Raw genomic sequence first — 18,838 nt, 5'->3', positions numbered from 1 at the left:
CCGTCCGTCGCTGTACGGCGGACCACGACCATAGCCGAGATTTTCGTCAACGCAATGCCTTGCATTTCAATCCGCAACGATGTTTAGTTGTGGACGCTGGACCAATTGGACCTGCCGACGTGTGAAGGGAGGCGCGAGTGAGCGGTGAGGAAGGCGCGGAGCGCGCCGGCCCAGGTCGACCGGTGCCGGAAGATCACGTCGCCGCACGCGTCAAGCTGGAACGAGAGGTCCGCGGTTGGAGCACGGTGAAGCTCGCGGAGGAGATGGCCGCCGCCGGCCATCCGATCAACCAGTCCGCGATCTGGCGCATCGAGAGCGGCAAGCCCCGTCGCAGGGTCAACCTCGACGAGGCGCTCGGCTTCTGCAAGGTCTTCGACCTCACCATGCAGGACCTGACCGGACCGCCGGACGAGCTGGCCACCCCTCGCATTCGCCAGCTCGTACACGAGTACGTCCAGATGACGCGGGAGTACCACCAGCTGCGAGCGGCGATCGACCGGAACCAGATGCACCTGGGCGAGATCCAGAGGGAACTCGATGCCTACGGGGACAAGGGACCCGAGCGGAGAGGGCAGGTCGACGAGCTCCTCCGGCTCGAAGAGCGAGCGTTGATGAGACGCATGCACCCGTCCCGGGCCCACTTGCGAAACCAGGGGCAGTCACCCGCCGGCGAATAGCCGGCCACTGGCCCTCCCACGGCGCTACGAAAGCCGAGAAGCACCACACGTGGCGACCTCCGTTGCCGACGATCAACCATCCATCCCTGAACGACGCCACCGGCCAGGCCGACGGGAGTTGCCGCTCCCGCGACGCCGAGATGCCGGCGCGAGGAGTATCCCCATGCCGCAGCCCACGCTGCCCATTTCCCAGATAGCCCAGCTCCTGGACGTCCCTGAGGACGCCCTACGCACCCTGATGGCCGAGCGGCGACCCGTCGGCGACACGACCCTGGTCGCCCTGACCGTCGCCGAGGCCGCCCGCCGGATCGGCATCGGCCGCACCAAGCTGTACGAGTACGTCGCCTCCGGCGAGATCGCCTCCGTCAAGATCGGCAGCTTGCGCCGCATCCCAGCAGAGGCGGTGAACGACTTCCTGGCCCGCCGTTTGTCGGCGACCGACTTCGGGGCCGCCGCGTGACGCGAGCCTCCGTACCGAAGTCCCGCCAGCCCAACGGCGCCTCGTCCATCTACCTCGGCACGGACGGTCGTTGGCACGGTCGCGTCACCGTCGGCGTCAAGGACGACGGCACCCCGGACCGGCGCCACGTCAGCCGCAAGACCCGCCCCGAGGTGACCAAGGTCGTCCGCGAGCTGGAGCGCCAGCGCGACAAGGGCGCCGTCCGCAAGGCCGGCCAGTCCTGGACCGTGAAGACCTGGCTCACCCACTGGGTCGAGAACATCGCCGCCGCGCACGTCTCGGAGAACACCATCGACGGCTACCGCGTCGCGGTGAACCACCACCTCATCCCTGGCCTGGGCGCCCATCGCCTGGAGAAGCTCGACCCCGAACATCTGGAGCGCTTCTACAAGAAGATGCAGGACAGCGGCAGCGCCGCCGGCACCGCCCACCAGGCGCACCGCACGATCCGCACTGCGCTGAACGAGGCTGTGCGCCGCAAGCACCTCACTGCGAACCCGGCCTCCATCGCCAAGGCCCCCAAGGTCGAAGAGGAGGAGGTCGAGCCGTACTCGGTCGAGGAGGTCCAGCGGCTCCTCGCCGAGGCCGCCAAGCACCGCAACACCGCCCGTTGGGTCATCGCACTCGCCCTCGGCCTGCGTCAGGGCGAGGTGCTCGGCATCCAGTGGGACGACGTCGACTTCGAGCTCGGCGTCATCCGCGTACGGCGCGGCCGGCTGCGGCCCCGCTACAAGCACGGCTGCGGCGACCGCTGCGGACGCAAGCCCGGCTTCTGCCCCCAGAAGATCAACATCCGCCGCGAGACGAAGAACGCCAAGTCCCGCGCCAGCCAGCGCCCCATCGGCGTCCCCGACGAGCTCCTCAAGCTGCTGCGCCAGCAGAAGGAGGAACAGGCCCGCGAGCGAGCCCTTGCCCGCGACCTGTGGACGGAGAAGGGGTACGTGTTCACCTCGCCCACCGGCGAGCCCCTGAACCCGAACACCGACTACCACAAGTGGAAGGAGCTGCTGAAGGCCGCCGGCGTCCGCGATGCCCGCCTCCACGACGCTCGCCACACCGCGGCGACGGTCCTGCTCATCCTCGGCGTCTCCGACGCGGTCGTCGACTCCATCATGGGCTGGGAACCCGGCAAGTCCGCCCGGATGCGCCGCCGCTACCAGCACCTGACCAGCCGCGTCCTCAAGGACACCGCGGCGAAGGTCGGCGGCCTCTTGTGGGGCACGGGCCAGCCTGCAGGTAGCGCTGTGCCGGAGGCCAGCCAGAGTCCCGTCCCCGCCGAGCTGGTGGTCCACGTCGCCCGTCTCGGCGAGCGGCGCGTGCCCTTCCTCCATCGCGAGCACGCCGACGAGGTCGTCGCACGCTGGAGCGACGACTGGCCCGACCACACCGCTGAGGTCGAGAAATGGGACCGCTGGCGTTGGGATCACCGGGGCCCCGGCGGCGCGAGCGCCATCCGCGGCCGTGTACCGGAGCGGGCCGTGGTCTTCCACGCCCGAGCTCTGTTCCTCCCTGGCGGGGAACGCGCGGCGACCGGGGTCCCGGAACAGTGGTCAATGCCGGCGTGGGACTTCGAGACCGACCGCTACACCGACCGCGCCTCGGCCTGGCGCACGGCCCGGCGCCCTGGCACGGGCCAGGAGGTCGAGGCCCAGGTGCGAGGCACGGACAAGACGGCCGTCGAGGCGGCCTTCGCCGAAGCATGTGCACAGGCTGTGGACCGAGCGCAGAACCCGGGAAAGTACGGCGACACCGACGAGTGGTAGCGCCAGCGGCGCGCTAACGGTCAGGCCGAGAGTGCCGGGGGTGGGATGGGGAAGGTAGCACCATCCCATCCCCTGCCACGTCTCAGCGGGACTCGTTCCTTGGGCGTCCAACCACCAGCATTACTGCGGGACGGGATCCGTGCCCTCGTCGCTGCTCTCCACCTGATCGACCACCACGGCGTAGAACCACTTGGCCAACTCGACGACGAGCTGGGCCCGCCCCGGGGTGCTCGTGAAGAAGTAGTCGCTCATCTTGTTGTGCGCGCCCTGGTTGTCCGCGACGGCTCCTGTGATGGCATCGTCGAAGTCCGGAGACTCTGCGAACTGGGTGGGGCTGTTGACCTTGGCTTGCTGCACGAGGTCTTGGTCCTCCAGCAGAGAGCCGAGCAGGGCCTCTAGGAAGGACACCTTCTGGGTGGTTGTGAAGTCCTCGTTCCCAAAGAGATCGTTGAGCCGCTCCAGGACGGTCTGAAACGCGACCATCTTGGGGTCCTTCTTGCTTGCCGACCCGGCGCCCGTCATGCCCTTGAGCGCGACGTCCTGGTCGCCCAGAGAGATGTCGATCTTGCCCTTGTCGATGTGCTTGACGTTCTGGAGCACCACGTCGGACAGGTCGATCGGGGCGGTGTAGTTGTCGGGCTGGATTCGGCGGGCCAACAACCGAAGGTAGATGCTGCGCTTCTCCAGGTCTGCATCGCCATAGTCGATGATCTGGCTCATGAAGTCGTAGAGGCGTACGAAGGTGCCGACGTCCTTGCGGAACATGTCGAGCTCATCTAGGACGGCCTTGTCTCCCTCACCGCCGTTCGCGGCCAGTGCAGCGGTATACCGGTCCTGGAATCGCTTCTTCCCGGGGTTCACCGCAGCCGTCAGGGCGTTGTTGCCCTTGTTCTTCACGAACGCTTCGGCGCACTGGTCGATCTCCGCCGGCGTATAGATCCCGAAGGTGTCCAGCTTGGCGGACAGGTCGTGGACGAGGTTCGGGTCGGTGGACTGCTCCAGGTGCGCGTCGGTGTAGTACGGCTCGAACGCCTTCTGGATGATGTCCGGAGGGTTGACGAAGTCCACGATCTGCGCCATCGCCGACGTCTTGTGAATGCCCGACGGGGTCACATACGTGCGATTGAGGCGGGAGAGCGTCTGGACCGCCGTCACGCCCGACAGCGGCCTGTCGACGTACATGGCGCATAGCAACGGCTGGTCGAAGCCGGTCTGGAACTTGTTCGCGACGATCATGACCTTGTACTCGTCGCCTCGGAACGCGGTGCGCAGGTCGTATATCCCGGGGTTCATCGAGGTTTCGGTGAAGTCCGTCGGGCCGGAGCCAGGGTCGTCGACCTTGCCTGAGAAGGCCACCAGGGTGCCGTATCCGAGGCCCTTCTTGGCTATGTAGTCGTCGATCGCCAGCTTGAAGCGCACGGCCGCTTTACGGGAGTCGGCCACGACCATGGCCTTGGCGTGACCGTCCAGCAGGTGGGCGACGTTGGACCGGAAGTGCTCGACGATGATCGCGGCCTTCTGCGCGATGGTCTGCGGATTGAGCTTAACCCACCGCATGACCTGCTTGGTCGCCTCGCTCTGTTCGACCTCGGAGTCGCCGGTCACGTTCTGCCCGACCTGAAATGCCAGATTGAACGAGTGGTAGCCCCGCAGCACGTCGAGGATGAAACCCTCTTCGATGGCCTGCTTCATCGAGTACACGTGGAACGCCTGGGGTGGCAGGGTCGTGCCCGTGGGCACCCTGCCGAACAGCTCCAAGGTCTTGCCCTTGGGCGTGGCGGTGAACGCGAAGTACGAAATGTTCTCGCTGGCGGCCCGCTCGGATGCCTCGGCGGCCAGGACCGACTCGACGTCGACCTCGCCGCCCTCCTCGATCTCCTTCAGCTCCTCGGACGTCAGCACTGCCCTCAGCTTGTTGGCCACCTGCCCAGACTGAGAGGAGTGCGCCTCGTCGGCGATGACGGCGAACCTCTTGCCCTTCAGCCCCTTCGACTGCCTGATCTCGTCCATCGCGTGGGGGAAGGTCTGGATCGTGACCACGATGATCAGCTTGCCCTCGGCCAGCGCCTTGGCCAGGACCCCCGACTTGGAGGAGCCCTCACGGGCTGCCTGCTTTCGGTCGATGGCCAGCACGATGCCCTGATCGTTGTCGATCTGCTTGATCGCGTCCTGCAGCTGCCCGTCCAGCACGTTGCGGTCGGTGACGACGATGACGGAATCGAAGACCTTGGTGTTGTCCACCTGCAACCGCGCCAAGCGGTGCGCCAGCCAGGAGATTGAATCGGTCTTGCCCGAGCCCGCAGAGTGCTGGATCAGGTACCGGCGGCCAGCACCCTCCTCAATGACCTTGTTGGTCACTTCGGTGACGGCCTCCCACTGGTGGAATCGAGGGAAGCGCAGGGTTGCTGAGCGGGTCTTCTTGCCGGTGATCGGATCGGTGTGCGGGTCGTGCTTGATGTACATGAACCGGCCGAAGATGTTCAGCCATGCGTCCTGCTGCAGCACGCGCTCCCACAGGTACGACGACGGCGACCCTTCCGGGTTGAGCGGGTTGCCAGCCCCACCGTCCTCGGTACCCCGGTTGAATGGCAGGAAGACCGTCTTCTCGCTGGCCAGCTTCGTGGTCATCCAGACCTCGTCATTGGACACCGCAAAGTGCACGAGTGCGCCGCGCCCAGAGGTGAACAGCGGCTGCACGTGCTTCGTGCCGGGGTCCTTCGGATGCCGGCTGTTCCTGTACTGCTGCTTGGCGTCCTCGACCGTCTGGGTGAAGTCGGTCTTCAGCTCGGCCGTAGCCACCGGCAGGCCGTTGATGAAGAACACCAGGTCGACACTGCGCTGGTCAGCCGTGGAGAAGTGGACCTGCCGCATCACACGCAGTCTGACCTTCCCGTAGTCCTCCACCGTCTTAGCGTTGAGGGTGGACTCGGGCATGAACTGGCACATGCGGAACCTGGCCGACAGGTGCTTGAAGCCGTGGCGCAGCACGTTTAGCGTGCCACCACCGTTCTCCATGTCGATCGTCAGTAACTTCACCAGCCGGTCCAGCAGCTGCTCGCGCTGCTTGGACTCGTCTGGGGCACCCTGCTTGACGACCTTGGCCAGCTCACCGGGCTGAGTTTCCTGAAGCCACTCGAAGGTGTCCTCCGGGAAAATTGCCCGGTCACGGTCGTAGCCTGCGTCGTTCCCGGAATACAGCCAGCCGTGAGTGGCAAGGTGCTTGCACAGTTCCTGCTCGAACTCAGCCTCGTTGTGCTGGGCCATCAGCGCTCCTAGCGGACCTTGATCTGGCCGGTGACGGCCGCAGAAATGAGAGCGGCGCGCCGCTCTTTAGACAGTTCGATCAGTCGCTCGGATTCGGCGATAAGAGTGTCAATCCGGCAAGTCTCACGGTTAAGGTGCTTGGCGATCTGCCGCTGGGCATCCAGAGGCGGGACGGCTACCCGAAGCGCGCGGATGTCGTCGAGGGCAAGTTGCACCTTGGTGCCACCGACCGCCCCTTCGGAAAGTTGGTCTTGACCCTCTGTGGTGAGCATGAAATAGCCGGTGAACTCTGGGTCGAGAACGGACCGGTCCAATCGGCATAGAGCGACGTGTTGGCTGACATAGGAGTCAGTCCACCCCTCGTCGACCACTGCGACAGATCCGATGTAGGCGGTGATAGAAAATAGAAGATCGCCCGCTTCGACTTTAGTGCGATGCCCCTCATTGACGTCGGGGGGAAGGTCGACGCGCTGCACTTCTCCGCCGAGAGAAAGAGATCCTCTCGGCAGATTTCCAATTCGAATAAAAACGTCACCGAAGTCTGAGTAATATGCCCCCCATCCGCGTGATCCACTGGTCAGGAACCTGGTGAACCTTCGAAGCTGGATCCGCTCTTTGGAGAGCTCGGCAAAGGCGTGGTCGATCACGGCCTGACGGCGCTCGCGCAGCATCTCCACGAGCCGCTGCTGCTCGTTGATCAGTGTGTCGATCTGCTCGGTTTCGTGGTCGAGATAGGTGGCGATTGCTTTCTGCTCGGCCAAGGGGGGGACGATTACCGGCAGGAGTCGATAGTGATCGTTATCGATCTCGGCTTGACCGGGGCGAACCCCGCGCGAAATTGTTTTATATCCAGCGGTGTATGGGGGCGACCGGAACAGCCAATTCAGGTAGTCGTGGTTCTCGTCGTGTCGAGGAGTAAAGCAGATGTAGTGCCCGGAAACAATTCCCTTAAGTCGTGAAATGCCGACGGATCCCTGCCAAGCTTTCATTCGGTTGGTGACGAGCCAGCCGGGATGTACGAGTTGGTAGATGCTCCTGTTGTCGGCTGTCTGGTTGGTATTGTCGCGGGAGTCTTTCGCGACAACACCGTAGTCGCGAAAGACGGAGAGCATCTGCTCGTCGGGGTGGTCGACGTCCTTAATGCGCTCGTACATTGACCAGAGCGGTTTCACATTCCAGCTGATTGGGATCTTGCCGATCCAGGGAATCTTGGAGTCCACGACATCCATGCTGCGATCAATCACGCCTCAACCTCCCGCAGCAGTCCCATGATCTTGGCGATTTGCTCCTCCAGATCACGGTCGATCTCTGCCAGCGGCCGCGGCGGGGCGTACTTGTAGAAGATTCGGTTGAACGGGATCTCGTAGCCGACCTTCGTCTTCTTCGTGTCGATCCAGGCGTCCGGTGCGTGCGGGGCCACCTCGGTCTCGAAGTAGGACCGAATGGTCTCGTCTCGGGCGGATTCGCCGAGTGTGTTGCCGACGTAAGTAAATGGGATATGTTCCGTGTCCCGCTTTGACGTATCCGGCTCGGGATTGCCCTTCGCGTCCGTGACGATCTCTGCAGATGCATCGGGTTCACCAAGGGCCACGGCCAAGTGGCGGTACTGGGCTGGGGTCAGCTTGAGGCCGGCTGTAGTGAACTCCCCACGGACATCCTCAATGAACTGCCCCTGACTCAGGTACACCTGCTTGCCCATGCTCGCCAGTACAGCGACGAAAGGCGCTGGGTCTGCGCCCTTTCCGAATACCTTGGCCAGTGCCTTGTCGTCCAACTCAGTGGCGCGAGAAGTCGCAAAGTTTAGGCGGAGAGGACGCTCGACGGTGATCGCCCAGTATCCGAAGTCGGAGTTTTTGAGGATCTTGGAATCCTCGGCCTCGGTGAAGGTGTCATACAGCTTCACGATTTTCTCGCGGGCGGCTGCGTCGACTTCCTTGCGCTTGGAGCCCATGCCCTTTCGCATCTTGTTCCACATGTCGGAGGCGTCGATCAGCTGGACTCGTCCTCGACGCTCGGCCTGCTTGGTGTTGTCAAGAATCCAGATGTAGGTGGAGATGTTGGTGTTGAAGAACATGTCTGTGGGGAGCGCGATGATGGCGTCCACCATGTCGTTCTCCAGCAGCCAGCGACGGATCTCCGACTGCCCCGATTCGGCGGCTCCGTTGAACATTGGGGAGCTGTTCAGGACGATTCCCGCGCGGCCACCGCCCTCGTTCCTCGGTCGCATCTTGTGCGCCAAGTGGATCAGGAAAAGCATCTGACCGTCAGTGACCGGCGGGAGACCGGGAGCGAAGCGGCCGTTCGGCCCGCCCTTCTTGCACTCGTCCTTGACTGCTGCCTCCGAGGCTTTCCAGTCCACCCCATAGGGCGGGTTGGACAGGCAGAAATCGAAGTTCTTATCGAAGAACTTATCGTCGGCCAGGGTGTCCCCGAGTCGGATGTTGCCGACATCCTGCCCCTTGCCGATCATGTCGGACTTACAGATGGCGTAGGACAGGTCGTTGATCTCCTGTCCGTACAGGCGCAGACGAGCCTGAGGGTTGCGCTCAAGTAGGCGCTCCTCGGCCACTGAGAGCATGCCGCCCGTACCCGCGGTGGGGTCATAGATCGTGCGGATGGTGCCGGGCTCAAGCAGAGCCTCGCTCTCCTCCGCGAACAGCAGGTCGACCATGAGACGGATCGCGTCGCGCGGGGTGTAGTGCTCGCCGGCCTCCTCATTAGAGGCTTCCGCGAACTTGTAGATCAGGTGCTCGTACAGGTCGCCCATTTCCGCGTTGGGGACGGTGTCGGGGTGCAGGTCGACCTTGGCGAACTGGGAGACGATCAGATACAGCCGGTTCTTCTCGTCGAGCTTGTTGATCTCGGCCTCGAAGCCGAAGCGCTCAAAGACGTCAATGTTCCCGGAGAAGTGCGAGATGTAGTCGATCAGGTTGGCACGGAGTCCCGCAGGGTCAAGGAGCAGCTTGGCGAAGTCGTACTGCGACGTGTTGTAGAAGGTCAGGCCGGTCTTCCGCTTGACCTGGACGTCCAGGGCGCCGTCCTCGAACTCCTTGGCCAGGGCGCGAACTTCGTCACGGGTGGGCTCGAGCAGGCAGTCCAGGCGGCGCAGGATCGTGAACGGGAGAATGATGCCGCCGTACTGGTGCGGCCTGTAGACGCCTCGTAGCTGGTCGGCGATCGACCAGACGAGGCCACCCAGGGTGCTCAATTCAGGTCCTGCTCTCTGACTGCCGGTGGTAGGGGGCAAGCATGTCAGAGGGCACCCACATGATCAGTCGGATCGGCGACCTCGGCATTGAAGACCCTTGTGCTCACGTCACCGGCATGCAGCTGTTCGCTCTGGCTGGCCACACGGTCTCGTCGAGGTGGCGGGTACGGTTCTGGCGCCCTCTCTCGGGCGGCATGCCCTGGGTAGGAGCTCCGGCGCGTGCCGTTTGTAGCGGCCCAGGCGGTCGCTGGCCTACTGAGACCAGAACTGAGACCACGGAACGTCGAAGGGCCCCACCGCAAGCGGTGGGGCCCTTCAACGTATTGCCCGGTGAGAGCAATGGCGGAGGATACGAGATTCGAACTCGTGAGGGGTTGCCCCCAACACGCTTTCCAAGCGTGCGCCCTAGGCCACTAGGCGAATCCTCCGCCGCAAACAATACAAGACGTTTGAGGGTGCTCGCGAACACGATCCCCGGAGATCGTCCCGAGGGGGGTCCGCGGACGTTCCGCAGGTCGTTCGCGGGGGCGGGCGGGTGGACCGGAGGGGGTGGGGATCCGCTAAGGTGGGCGTCAGCCCCTCACGTGGCGCTATCTGACTGAACTCCCCCAGGGCCGGAAGGCAGCAAGGGTAGGTTGGCTCTGGCGGGTGCGTGGGGGGCCCTTTGCGTTCACCGCGAGGTGCCTGCGGGGCCGGGTGTCAGTCCGCCCCGATAACCTCGTAGGTGTGTCGTCCCTTGCGCTGTACCGCCGCTACCGCCCCGAGTCGTTCGCCGAGGTCATCGGTCAGGAGCATGTCACTGACCCGCTCCAGCAGGCCCTGCGGAACAACCGGGTCAATCACGCGTACCTGTTCAGCGGGCCGCGCGGCTGTGGAAAGACGACCAGCGCGCGCATCCTCGCCCGCTGTCTGAACTGCGAGCAGGGGCCCACGCCCACGCCGTGCGGGGAGTGCCAGTCCTGCCAGGACCTCGCGCGCAACGGGCCGGGATCCATCGATGTCATCGAGATCGACGCCGCGTCCCACGGTGGTGTCGACGACGCCCGTGATCTGCGTGAGAAGGCGTTCTTCGGGCCCGCCTCCAGTCGTTACAAGATCTACATCATCGACGAGGCGCACATGGTCACCCCGGCGGGCTTCAACGCCCTGCTGAAGGTGGTCGAGGAGCCGCCGGAGCACCTCAAGTTCATTTTCGCGACGACGGAGCCCGAGAAGGTCATCGGGACGATCCGGTCGCGTACGCACCACTATCCGTTCCGGCTGGTGCCCCCGGGGACCCTGCGCAGCTATCTCGCCGATGTGTGCGGGCGGGAGAACAGCCCGGTCGAGGACGGCGTCCTCCCGCTCGTCGTGCGCGCCGGGGCCGGGTCCGTGCGTGACTCGATGTCCGTCATGGACCAGCTGCTGGCCGGTGCGGGCGACGACGGTGTGACGTATGCCATGGCCACCTCGCTCCTCGGGTACACCGACGGCTCGCTCCTCGACTCGATCGTCGACGCCTTCGCCGCCGGCGACGGGGCCGCCGCCTTCGAGGTCGTGGACCGGGTCATCGAGGGCGGCAACGATCCGCGCCGGTTCGTGGCCGATCTCCTGGAGCGGCTGCGGGATCTGGTGATCCTCGCCGCCGTTCCGGATGCGGGGGAGAAGGGGCTCATCGACGCCCCCGCCGATGTCGTCGAGCGCATGCAGGCCCAGGCCTCCGTCTTCGGCGCCGCCGAGCTCAGCCGCGCCGCCGACCTCGTCAACGAAGGGCTCACGGAGATGCGCGGTGCCACCTCGCCGCGCCTCCAGGTCGAGCTGATCTGCGCCCGGGTCCTGCTGCCCGCCGCCTACGACGACGAGCGCTCGCTGCAGGCCCGGCTCGACCGGCTGGAGCGCGGGGCATCGGCCGCCGCTGCCGGTGTGTTCGCGGCTCCGCCCGTCGGTGCCGCGCCCATGGGGTACGTACCGGGGCCGGATGCTCATGCTCCCCAGGCCCATGCCGCCCCGGGGCCCGCCGGTCCGGACGCCGCCCGTGCCGCCGCGCGGGGCGAGGCACCGCATGCTGCTCCGGCCGCCTACGCACCGCCCCCCGCCCCGGCCGCTTACGTACCGCCCGCCGCCGAGCCCGCCCCGCAGGCCCCCCCGGCGCCGGCCCCCGAGTCCGGCCAGCGGCCCGGTTCCTGGCCCGCCGCCGCGGGAGCCGGATCCGGGGCGGGTTCCGGGGCCGGGGAGCAGGCCCGTCGGCCCGGTGGCTGGCCCACCGCGTCCGCCCCCGGCAGCGGACCGGCCCCCGCCGCCACCCCGCCGCCCGCCGCGGCTCCGGTCGCCCCGGCGGCCCCCGCCGCACCGGCCGCGCCCGAGGGCGGGCAGAACATGGCCCAGGGCGCCGCCCAGGTGCGGAACATGTGGCCCGACATCCTGGAGGCGGTCAAGAACCGCCGCCGCTTCACCTGGATCCTGCTCAGCCAGAACGCCCAGGTCGCCGGGTTCGACGGGACGACGCTCCAGCTCGGCTTCCTCAACGCGGGCGCCCGCGACAACTTCGCCAGCAGCGGCAGCGAGGAGGTCCTGAAGCAGGCCCTCGCCGAGCGCTTCAACGCCCAGTGGCGCATCGAAGCGGTCATCGACCCCTCCGGTGGCGGCGGGATGCCCCCGCAGGCCGGTGGCGGTGGCGGACGCCCCGCCCCGCAGTACCAGCCCGCCCCGGCAGCCCCCGCCGCCCCGGTCGCGTACGAGCCCCGGCCCCAGCACACGCCCCCGCAGCAGTCCGCGCCCGCGCCGCAGCAGCCCGCCCCGTCGGCCCAGCAGCCGCCTCCCGCCGCGCCGCCGCAGGGCCGGGATGCCGCGCCCGCCCCCGAGGCCTCGCGCAGTTCGTACGGGGCCGAGCCGCCACGCTCCGTCTCCCCTGAGGACGACGTTCCGGAGGACGACGATCCGGATCTCGTCGACTCCGCGCTCTCCGGCCACGACCTGATCGTCCGCGAGCTCGGCGCCACGGTGATCGACGAGTTCGCCAACGAGCAGTGAGGTGGGCCCCGCCCTCAGGTGCCGGCCGTCCACCGTCCACCCACCGGAGGTCGACCGGGCTCCCCGTACCGGTGATGCCGTCCACCCACCGGGGGTCGACCGGGCCGGCCGCGCCCGGCGGTGCGTCCACCCACCGGCGGCCGTCGGGGCTCCCCCTGCCCGGCGGCTAGGCTGCATCCCGTGAAGGTCCTCGTCATCGGCGGCGGCGCCCGCGAACACGCCCTGTGCCGCTCTCTGTCCCTCGACCCCGACGTCACCGCTCTGTACTGCGCCCCCGGCAACGCCGGCATCGCAGAGGTGGCCGAACTGCACCCGGTCGACGCGCTCGACGGTGACGCCGTCGCGCGCCTCGCGACCGAGCTGGGCGCCGGGCTGGTGGTCGTCGGCCCGGAGGCGCCGCTCGTCGCCGGGGTCGCCGACGCCGTGCGCGCGGCCGGCATCCCCTGCTTCGGCCCCTCCGGCGAAGCAGCGCAGCTGGAAGGCTCCAAGGCGTTCGCCAAGGACGTCATGGCGGGCGCCGGAGTGCCCACTGCCCGCAGCTACGTCTGCACCACCCCCGCCGAGATCGACGAGGCCCTCGACGCCTTCGGCGCCCCGTACGTCGTCAAGGACGACGGCCTCGCGGCCGGCAAGGGCGTCGTCGTCACCGAGGACGTGGACGTGGCCCGCGCCCACGCGCTCTCCTGCGACCGCGTGGTCATCGAGGAGTTCCTCGACGGCCCCGAGGTCAGCCTCTTCGCGATCACCGACGGCACCACCGTCGTGCCGCTCCAGCCCGCCCAGGACTTCAAGCGCGCCCTGGACGGCGACGAGGGCCCGAACACCGGCGGCATGGGCGCCTACTCCCCGCTCCCGTGGGCCGACCCCAAGCTGGTCGACGAGGTCCTCGAAACCGTCCTCCAGCCGACCGTCGACGAGCTGCGCCGCCGGGGCACCCCCTTCTCCGGGCTGCTCTACGCGGGCCTCGCGATCACCTCGCGCGGCGTCCGGGTCATCGAGTTCAACGCCCGCTTCGGCGACCCGGAGACCCAGGTCGTCCTGGCCCGGCTGAAGACCCCGCTGGCCGGTGTCCTGCTCGCCTCCGCCAACGGCACCCTCGACGTCCTCCCGCCGCTGAACTGGCGCGACGACGCCGCCGTCACCGTGGTCATCGCCTCGCACAACTACCCCGACACCCCGCGCACCGGCGACCCGATCGACGGACTCGCGGACATCGCGGCGCAGGATGCCCCCGACGCGTACGTCCTGCACGCCGGGACCCGCGCCGAGGGCGAAGCGGTGCTCAGCGCGGGCGGCCGGGTGCTCTCGGTGACCGCGACCGGCAAGGACCTCACGGCGGCCAGGGAGCGCGCCTACACCGCGCTCGGCCGGATCCGCCTGGACGGCTCGCAGCACCGTACGGACATCGCTCTGAAGGCCTCCCAGGGCTGACCCGCGCCCGGGTGCCCTCCCGCAGCCCGTACGAGCCCCCGGGCCCCGTGGCCCGCACAAGCCCCCCGGGCCCCGCAGCCCCTCGCGCCCGCCCCCGCACGCCACCGGCGTACGCGGCAGGCGCGAGGGGCTGTCCCGTGCCACCAGCCCGTTCCCCGGCCTGCCTCATGGGCGCGAACACGTCAGCAGCTTTGCCCAAAGCCATTCCATCGGGTGACGACTGGGCTATCCGGATGACGGCCGCCGGACCCCCAACTAGGGTGCGGCGCAAGCGTTCCGGCACTTGGCCCACCGGCATTGCGATGTCGGTGACGGGTGCCACAGTGGGGGAGTGAGCTACACCGCCGCGAGGGCCAAGAGGGCCGCGATGAGGGCAGAGGGGGTGACGTCCGGCTGTGTCCGGTATCGACGTGGGTGAGGAGCTGGGTGCGCGGGCCGCGCAGGCCCGGGCGCTCGCCCTGCTGCGGATCCGCAGCAGGGCCCTGGCCGTGGCGATCCTGCCCGCGGCCTTCGCCGTCGTGCTGTTCGCGGCGGACGCGCAGGGGCATCTGGCCGGTCGGGCCTGGGACGCCGTGCGCTGGACGGTCCTCGGCGTCGCGGTCGTCGTGCTGCTGGTGACCGTCCTGGTCGCCGTCTCCGTGGCCCGCGCGCGGCCCGCCATGAGTCCGACCGTCCCCGTGCCGGAGGAAGGCGCCCCCGACCTCTACCACCTGGTCCGCGACCTGGCGGACCGGCTCGACGTGCCCGCGCCCTCGGCCATAGCGCTGACCCCGGACTGCGACAGCTGGCTGGAGGACCGGACGCACCGCGCGCTCCGGAGGGGTCCGGGAGCATCGCTCCGGAAGGGCCCGGGAGCCCCGGCGGAGGCCCCGGACACCGCCCCCGTCCTGGTCATCGGCTCGCCGTTCCTGTGGTGGATGCGGGTCGCCGAGCTCCGCGCGGTCCTCGCCCCCGTGGTGGCCGGTACGGGCCCCTCCGCGCATCCCGACATAGCCGCCGCCCGCCGCTTCGTCCGCGGTCTGGACGCCGCGATCGCCGATGCCGCCGCCCCGGGGCGGGGCCCGGTGCGCGGGGCGCCGCTCGCCTTCGCCGGCTGGGTCGCCCGGCTGCTGCTGCGGGCCTGCCGGGGCCATGCCGCCGAGATGGAGCGCTGTGTGGCGGCCGCCGCGTCCATGCGGGCCCAGACCGTCGACTACGGGCTGCGCATCGCCGCCCAGGAACAGGTCGGCCTCGCCTACGCCGGCTGGGACCGGCTGCTGACCCGGGTGGCGCTGCCCGCCTGGCGGATGGGCCGCTGGCCCTCCCGCCTGGACGCCGGGGTCGTCTCCGCGCTCACCGAGCTCTCGCGCCGGGACCGGCTGGCGGACGGCTTCGCCCTGCGCCTGGGCGAGCGGCCCGCGTGCGACCTGCTGGAGGAGCCCGGGGTGGCCGACGAGGCCGCGTCCCTGCTCGCCGCCCGGCTCTTCCACGGCGGCCCCGCCGAGAGCGGTCCGGGCTGGGCGCCGGTGGACTGGCAGCAGTATCCCGACGAGGTCGTCGACCGGAAGTGGCGCAGCGAGGCGGCCCGGCTGCACCGCGTCCTGGACAACCTGGGCGTCCCCCGGGCCTCCGCCGCCGACCCGGCCGTCCCCACGCTGGCCCGGGTGATGGAGCACCTGTCCGGTGCCGGCGGACCCGGCGGCCCGGGCGAGGCGCTCGCGGCGGGCATCGGCGCCGCGGTCGCCCGGGAGGAGGCCGAAGCCCCGGTCCACGGCGGAGGCCAGGGGCAGGGCGGACAGGTGCAAGGAGCCGCCGGGAGCGGCCCGGCCGATGACCCCCTCGACCTCTGGGGTCCTGGCCCGCTGCCCCTCTTCCCGCTCCAGCCGCCGCGTACGGGCACCGAACTGCTCGCCGACCACGTCGCGGCCATGGTCTGCTGCGCGGCCGTGGACACGGCGGGCGCGGCCCCCGGCCTGGACTGGCTGGACGGCCCCGCGCTGCTCGTCGGCGGTGAGCGGCGGGCGGACCTCGCGGCTCCGGTCCTCAGCCTCGTGGAGGACGGCGATCCGGACCCGCTGCTGTCCTGGCTGGCCGAGGTGGGGGTGCGCTCCGACAAGCCGGTCCGGCTGGTGTGACCCCGGTCCGGCTGGTGTGACCGCGTACGGGACCGCGCACCGGACCGCGTACGGGACCGCGTACGGGACCGGGGCACGCCACCCCGATGCCGTGACCCGGGCCTGGACCCGAAGCCACAGCCCGGACAGCGGGCGTCCGGAGTGCGGAGTGCGCTGTTCGGAAGGAATGGTTCCGTTCCCGTCAATTCGCGACGAAGGGTGACGGGGTGCGTGCGTTATGTGATGTGCTGGGGATCGGCGCTGACGTTCGGCGCACCAGAGTTGTCCGGGGGATCACCCGAGTCGTGCGGGTGATCCGAGGGAGGGGCGCGGCATGGGGGCGGAGCAGATTCGCCGGTGGGAGTCGGGCGCCCTCGCGCACGCGGTGAGCGACCCCTTCGGCCAGGGCCCGCTGCCCTGGCTGCGCGGCAGTGAGAACTACTTCGACGACACCGGCCAGGTCGTCCCCTGGTACGCCGACCTCGCCCGCTCCACCGGTGGCGGCACCCGGACCGCCGACGACGTGCACCGCCAGATCAAGGGCTTCGTCTCGCCCGGTGCGGCGGCCCCCGGCGAGGCCATCGACTTCCACATCACCGTGGACCCGCCCCAGCAGTTCTCCGTCGACGTCTACCGGATCGGTCACTACGGCGGCGACGGCGCGTCCAAGATCACCACGAGCCCGCGGCTCTCCGGCATCGTCCAGCCTCCGCCGCTCGCCGCCGACCGGACCGTCTCCTGCCACCACTGGTGGATGTCCTGGCGCCTCCAGATCCCTAGCTACTGGTCGGTCGGCGCGTATGTGGCCGTCCTGACCACGGCCGACGGCTACCGCTCGCACATCCCCTTCACCGTGCGCCACGACCACCCCGCCGATCTGCTGCTCCTGCTGCCCGACATCACCTGGCAGGCGTACAACCTCTATCCGGAGGACGGCCGCACCGGCGCCAGCCTCTACCACGCGTGGGACGAGCGGGGCCGGCTGCTCGGCGAGGAGGACGCCGCCGTGACGATCTCCTTCGACCGCCCGTACGCCGGATCGGGCCTGCCGCTGCACGTGGGGCACGCGTACGACTTCATCCGCTGGGCCGAGCGGTACGGCTACGACCTCGCCTACGCCGACGCCCGCGACCTGCACGCGGGCCGCGTCGACCCCAGCCGCTACCGGGGCCTGGTCTTCCCCGGCCACGACGAGTACTGGTCGCTGCCGATGCGCCGGGCCGCCGAGCGCGCCCGGGACTCCGGCACCTCGCTCGTCTTCCTCTCCGCCAACACCATGTACTGGCAGGTGGGCCTCGCCCCCTCCGCGTCCAACGAGCCCGACCGGCTGCTGACCTGCCGCAAGCGCCGGGGGCCCGGGAAGTCCGCCCTGTGGCGCGAGGTGGACCGGCCCGAGCAGCAGCTCCTGGGCATCCAGTACGCGGGCCGGGTCCCCGATCCCCGCCCGCTGGTCGTGCGCAACGCCGAGCACTGGCTCTGGGACTCCACGGGCGCGGTCGACGGCGACGAGATCCCGGGCCTGGTCGCCGGCGAGGCCGACCGCTACTTCCCGCGCACCAGCCTGCCCGAGCACGACACCAGGATCCTGCTCGCCCACTCCCCGTACGAGGACTCCGAGGGCGCCACCCGCCACCAGGAGACCTCGCTCTACCAGGCCCCCTCCGGCGCCCTCGTCTTCGCCTCCGGCACCTTCGCCTGGTCGCCGGCCCTGGACCGCCCCGGACACACCGACCCACGGATCCAGCGGGCCACGGCCAACCTCCTCGACCGGATCTGCAAGCGCGACTGACCGAAGGCCGGGCCCCGGGCGGAGAACGGGCCGCGGATACGGGACAATCGGAACCGCTCCTGGATCAATCTACGCGGAGGCACCGTGTCCGGTTTTGTAGAAAAGCCCGAGCCCGTACAGGTTCCGGGCCTCACCCACCTGCACACCGGCAAGGTGCGTGACCTGTACCGGAACGAGGCGGGCGACCTCGTGATGGTCGCCAGCGACCGTATCTCCGCGTACGACTGGGTCCTGCCGACCGAGATCCCCGACAAGGGCCGCGTCCTCACCCGGCTCTCGCTCTGGTGGTTCGACCAGCTCGCCGACCTCGTCCCCAACCACGTCATCTCGACCGAGCTGCCCCCGGGCGCCCCGGCCGACTGGGCGGGGCGCACCCTCATCTGCAAGAGCCTGCGCATGGTCGAGGTCGAGTGTGTGGCCCGCGGCTATCTGACCGGCTCCGGGCTCGTCGAGTACGACGCCACCCGTACGGTCTGCGGCATCGGCCTCCCCGAGGGCCTGGTCAACGGGTCCGAGCTGCCCGGGCCGATCTTCACCCCGGCCACCAAGGCGGCCGTCGGCGACCACGACGAGAACGTCAGTTACGAGGACGTCGCCCGCGAGGTCGGCGTGGAGACCGCCGCCGAGCTGCGGCGCACCACGCTCGACGTCTACCGCCGGGCCCGGGACATCGCGCACGAGCGCGGGATCATCCTGGCCGACACCAAGTTCGAGTTCGGCTTCGAGACCACCGAGGACGGGACCGAGCGGCTGATCATCGCCGACGAGGTGCTGACCCCGGACTCCTCGCGCTTCTGGCCCGCCGCCACCTGGGAGCCCGGCCGCGCGCAGCCCAGCTACGACAAGCAGTTCGTGCGTGACTGGCTGACCTCGCCGGCCTCCGGCTGGGACCGCGCGAGCGAGCAGCCGCCCCCGGCGCTGCCGCAGGAGATCGTGGACGCGACCCGCGCCAAGTACATCGAGGCGTTCGAGGTGCTGACCGGCACCAGCTGGGCGTAACGACCGGGTGGAGACGGAGAAGGCCCCGGACCGAAAGGTCCGGGGCCTTCTTCTCATGGAGCGGACGACCAGGTTCGAACTGGCGACCTCAACCTTGGCAAGGTTGCGCTCTACCAACTGAGCTACGTCCGCAGTGCGCCGAAGC

11 protein-coding genes, 2 tRNA genes and 1 other RNA gene are annotated in these 18,838 nt (G+C 68.9%); 9 read left to right on the top strand and 5 right to left on the bottom strand.

The genetic code is table 11. From position 1 onward, the window contains the following. The first annotated feature begins 182 nt into the window (after window positions 1–182). The 3 genes from WQO_RS16455 (at window position 183) to WQO_RS16445 (ending at window position 2,900) form a co-directional block, all read left to right on the top strand. Entirely contained in the window at window positions 183–677 is a 495-nt protein-coding gene (locus WQO_RS16455; protein ID WP_010056464.1) for a helix-turn-helix domain-containing protein, read from the top strand. Window positions 678–840: 163 nt separating this feature from the next. Beyond that, window positions 841–1,137, top strand: coding sequence for a helix-turn-helix domain-containing protein (locus tag WQO_RS16450; protein WP_010056463.1), 297 nt, complete (start codon window positions 841–843; stop codon window positions 1,135–1,137). Beyond that, entirely contained in the window at window positions 1,134–2,900 is a 1,767-nt protein-coding gene (locus WQO_RS16445; protein WP_010056462.1) for a tyrosine-type recombinase/integrase, read from the top strand. The genes WQO_RS16450 and WQO_RS16445 overlap by 4 nt, the downstream gene beginning before the upstream one ends. A 120-nt stretch (window positions 2,901–3,020) precedes the next feature. On the opposite strand, the gene WQO_RS16440 is transcribed toward WQO_RS16445, so the two are convergent. From WQO_RS16440 to WQO_RS16425, 4 genes are all read right to left on the bottom strand, one after another. Further along, complete coding sequence (locus tag WQO_RS16440; protein WP_010056461.1) at window positions 3,021–6,164, bottom strand: type I restriction endonuclease subunit R; 3,144 nt, start codon at window positions 6,162–6,164, stop codon at window positions 3,021–3,023. An 8-nt stretch (window positions 6,165–6,172) separates the two neighbouring features. Beyond that, entirely contained in the window at window positions 6,173–7,408 is a 1,236-nt protein-coding gene (locus WQO_RS16435) for a restriction endonuclease subunit S (protein ID WP_010056460.1), read from the bottom strand. After that, window positions 7,405–9,372 carry a type I restriction-modification system subunit M gene (locus WQO_RS16430; protein ID WP_010056458.1) on the bottom strand — a complete coding sequence of 656 codons (1,968 nt, stop codon included), beginning with the start codon at window positions 9,370–9,372 and terminating at the stop codon, window positions 7,405–7,407. Before WQO_RS16430 ends, WQO_RS16435 begins: the two co-directional genes overlap by 4 nt. A gap of 340 nt (window positions 9,373–9,712) precedes the next feature. Further along, window positions 9,713–9,800 (bottom strand) — tRNA-Ser (locus WQO_RS16425). A gap of 143 nt (window positions 9,801–9,943) precedes the next feature. Here WQO_RS16425 and ffs point away from each other — a divergent pair. The 6 genes from ffs (at window position 9,944) to WQO_RS16400 (ending at window position 18,693) form a co-directional block, all read left to right on the top strand. Next, window positions 9,944–10,040, top strand: an RNA gene (ffs, locus tag WQO_RS34455) — signal recognition particle sRNA small type. Window positions 10,041–10,098: 58 nt separating this feature from the next. Beyond that, window positions 10,099–12,381, top strand: a complete 2,283-nt coding sequence (locus WQO_RS16420; RefSeq protein WP_010056457.1) for a DNA polymerase III subunit gamma and tau — start codon at window positions 10,099–10,101, stop codon at window positions 12,379–12,381. Between the two features lie 180 nt (window positions 12,382–12,561). Further along, window positions 12,562–13,812 (top strand): phosphoribosylamine--glycine ligase, encoded by a 1,251-nt coding sequence (purD, locus tag WQO_RS16415; protein WP_010056456.1) that lies wholly within the window; start codon window positions 12,562–12,564, stop codon window positions 13,810–13,812. A 395-nt stretch (window positions 13,813–14,207) separates the two neighbouring features. Beyond that, window positions 14,208–15,926 carry a M48 family metalloprotease gene (locus tag WQO_RS16410; RefSeq protein ID WP_010056454.1) on the top strand — a complete coding sequence of 573 codons (1,719 nt, stop codon included), beginning with the start codon at window positions 14,208–14,210 and terminating at the stop codon, window positions 15,924–15,926. 313 nt (window positions 15,927–16,239) lie between these two features. After that, a complete protein-coding gene (locus WQO_RS16405) occupies window positions 16,240–17,694 on the top strand; it encodes a N,N-dimethylformamidase beta subunit family domain-containing protein (protein WP_030806787.1) in 1,455 nt (484 codons plus the stop codon). Between the two features lie 84 nt (window positions 17,695–17,778). Next, the gene (locus WQO_RS16400; protein WP_010056452.1) at window positions 17,779–18,693 is read left to right on the top strand and encodes a phosphoribosylaminoimidazolesuccinocarboxamide synthase; all 915 of its coding nucleotides are present in this window, start codon (window positions 17,779–17,781) and stop codon (window positions 18,691–18,693) included. A gap of 56 nt (window positions 18,694–18,749) precedes the next feature. On the opposite strand, the gene WQO_RS16395 is transcribed toward WQO_RS16400, so the two are convergent. Further along, a tRNA-Gly gene (locus WQO_RS16395) sits at window positions 18,750–18,825 on the bottom strand. Window positions 18,826–18,838 lie beyond the last annotated feature (13 nt).

The sequence above is a fragment of the Streptomyces globisporus C-1027 genome (assembly GCF_000261345.2).
Classification (GTDB): domain Bacteria; phylum Actinomycetota; class Actinomycetes; order Streptomycetales; family Streptomycetaceae; genus Streptomyces; species Streptomyces pakalii.
This window is presented reverse-complemented; position numbering and strand designations above follow the sequence as displayed.

What these genes read in the sequence shown, in the direction of transcription:
- WQO_RS16440 (WP_010056461.1), bottom strand. Translation starts at nt 6,164, where the DNA reads ATGGCCCAGCACAACGAGGCTGAGTTCGAGCAGGAACTGTGCAAGCAC.
- WQO_RS16450 (WP_010056463.1), top strand. Translation starts at nt 841, where the DNA reads ATGCCGCAGCCCACGCTGCCCATTTCCCAGATAGCCCAGCTCCTGGAC.
- WQO_RS16405 (WP_030806787.1), top strand. Translation starts at nt 16,240, where the DNA reads ATGGGGGCGGAGCAGATTCGCCGGTGGGAGTCGGGCGCCCTCGCGCAC.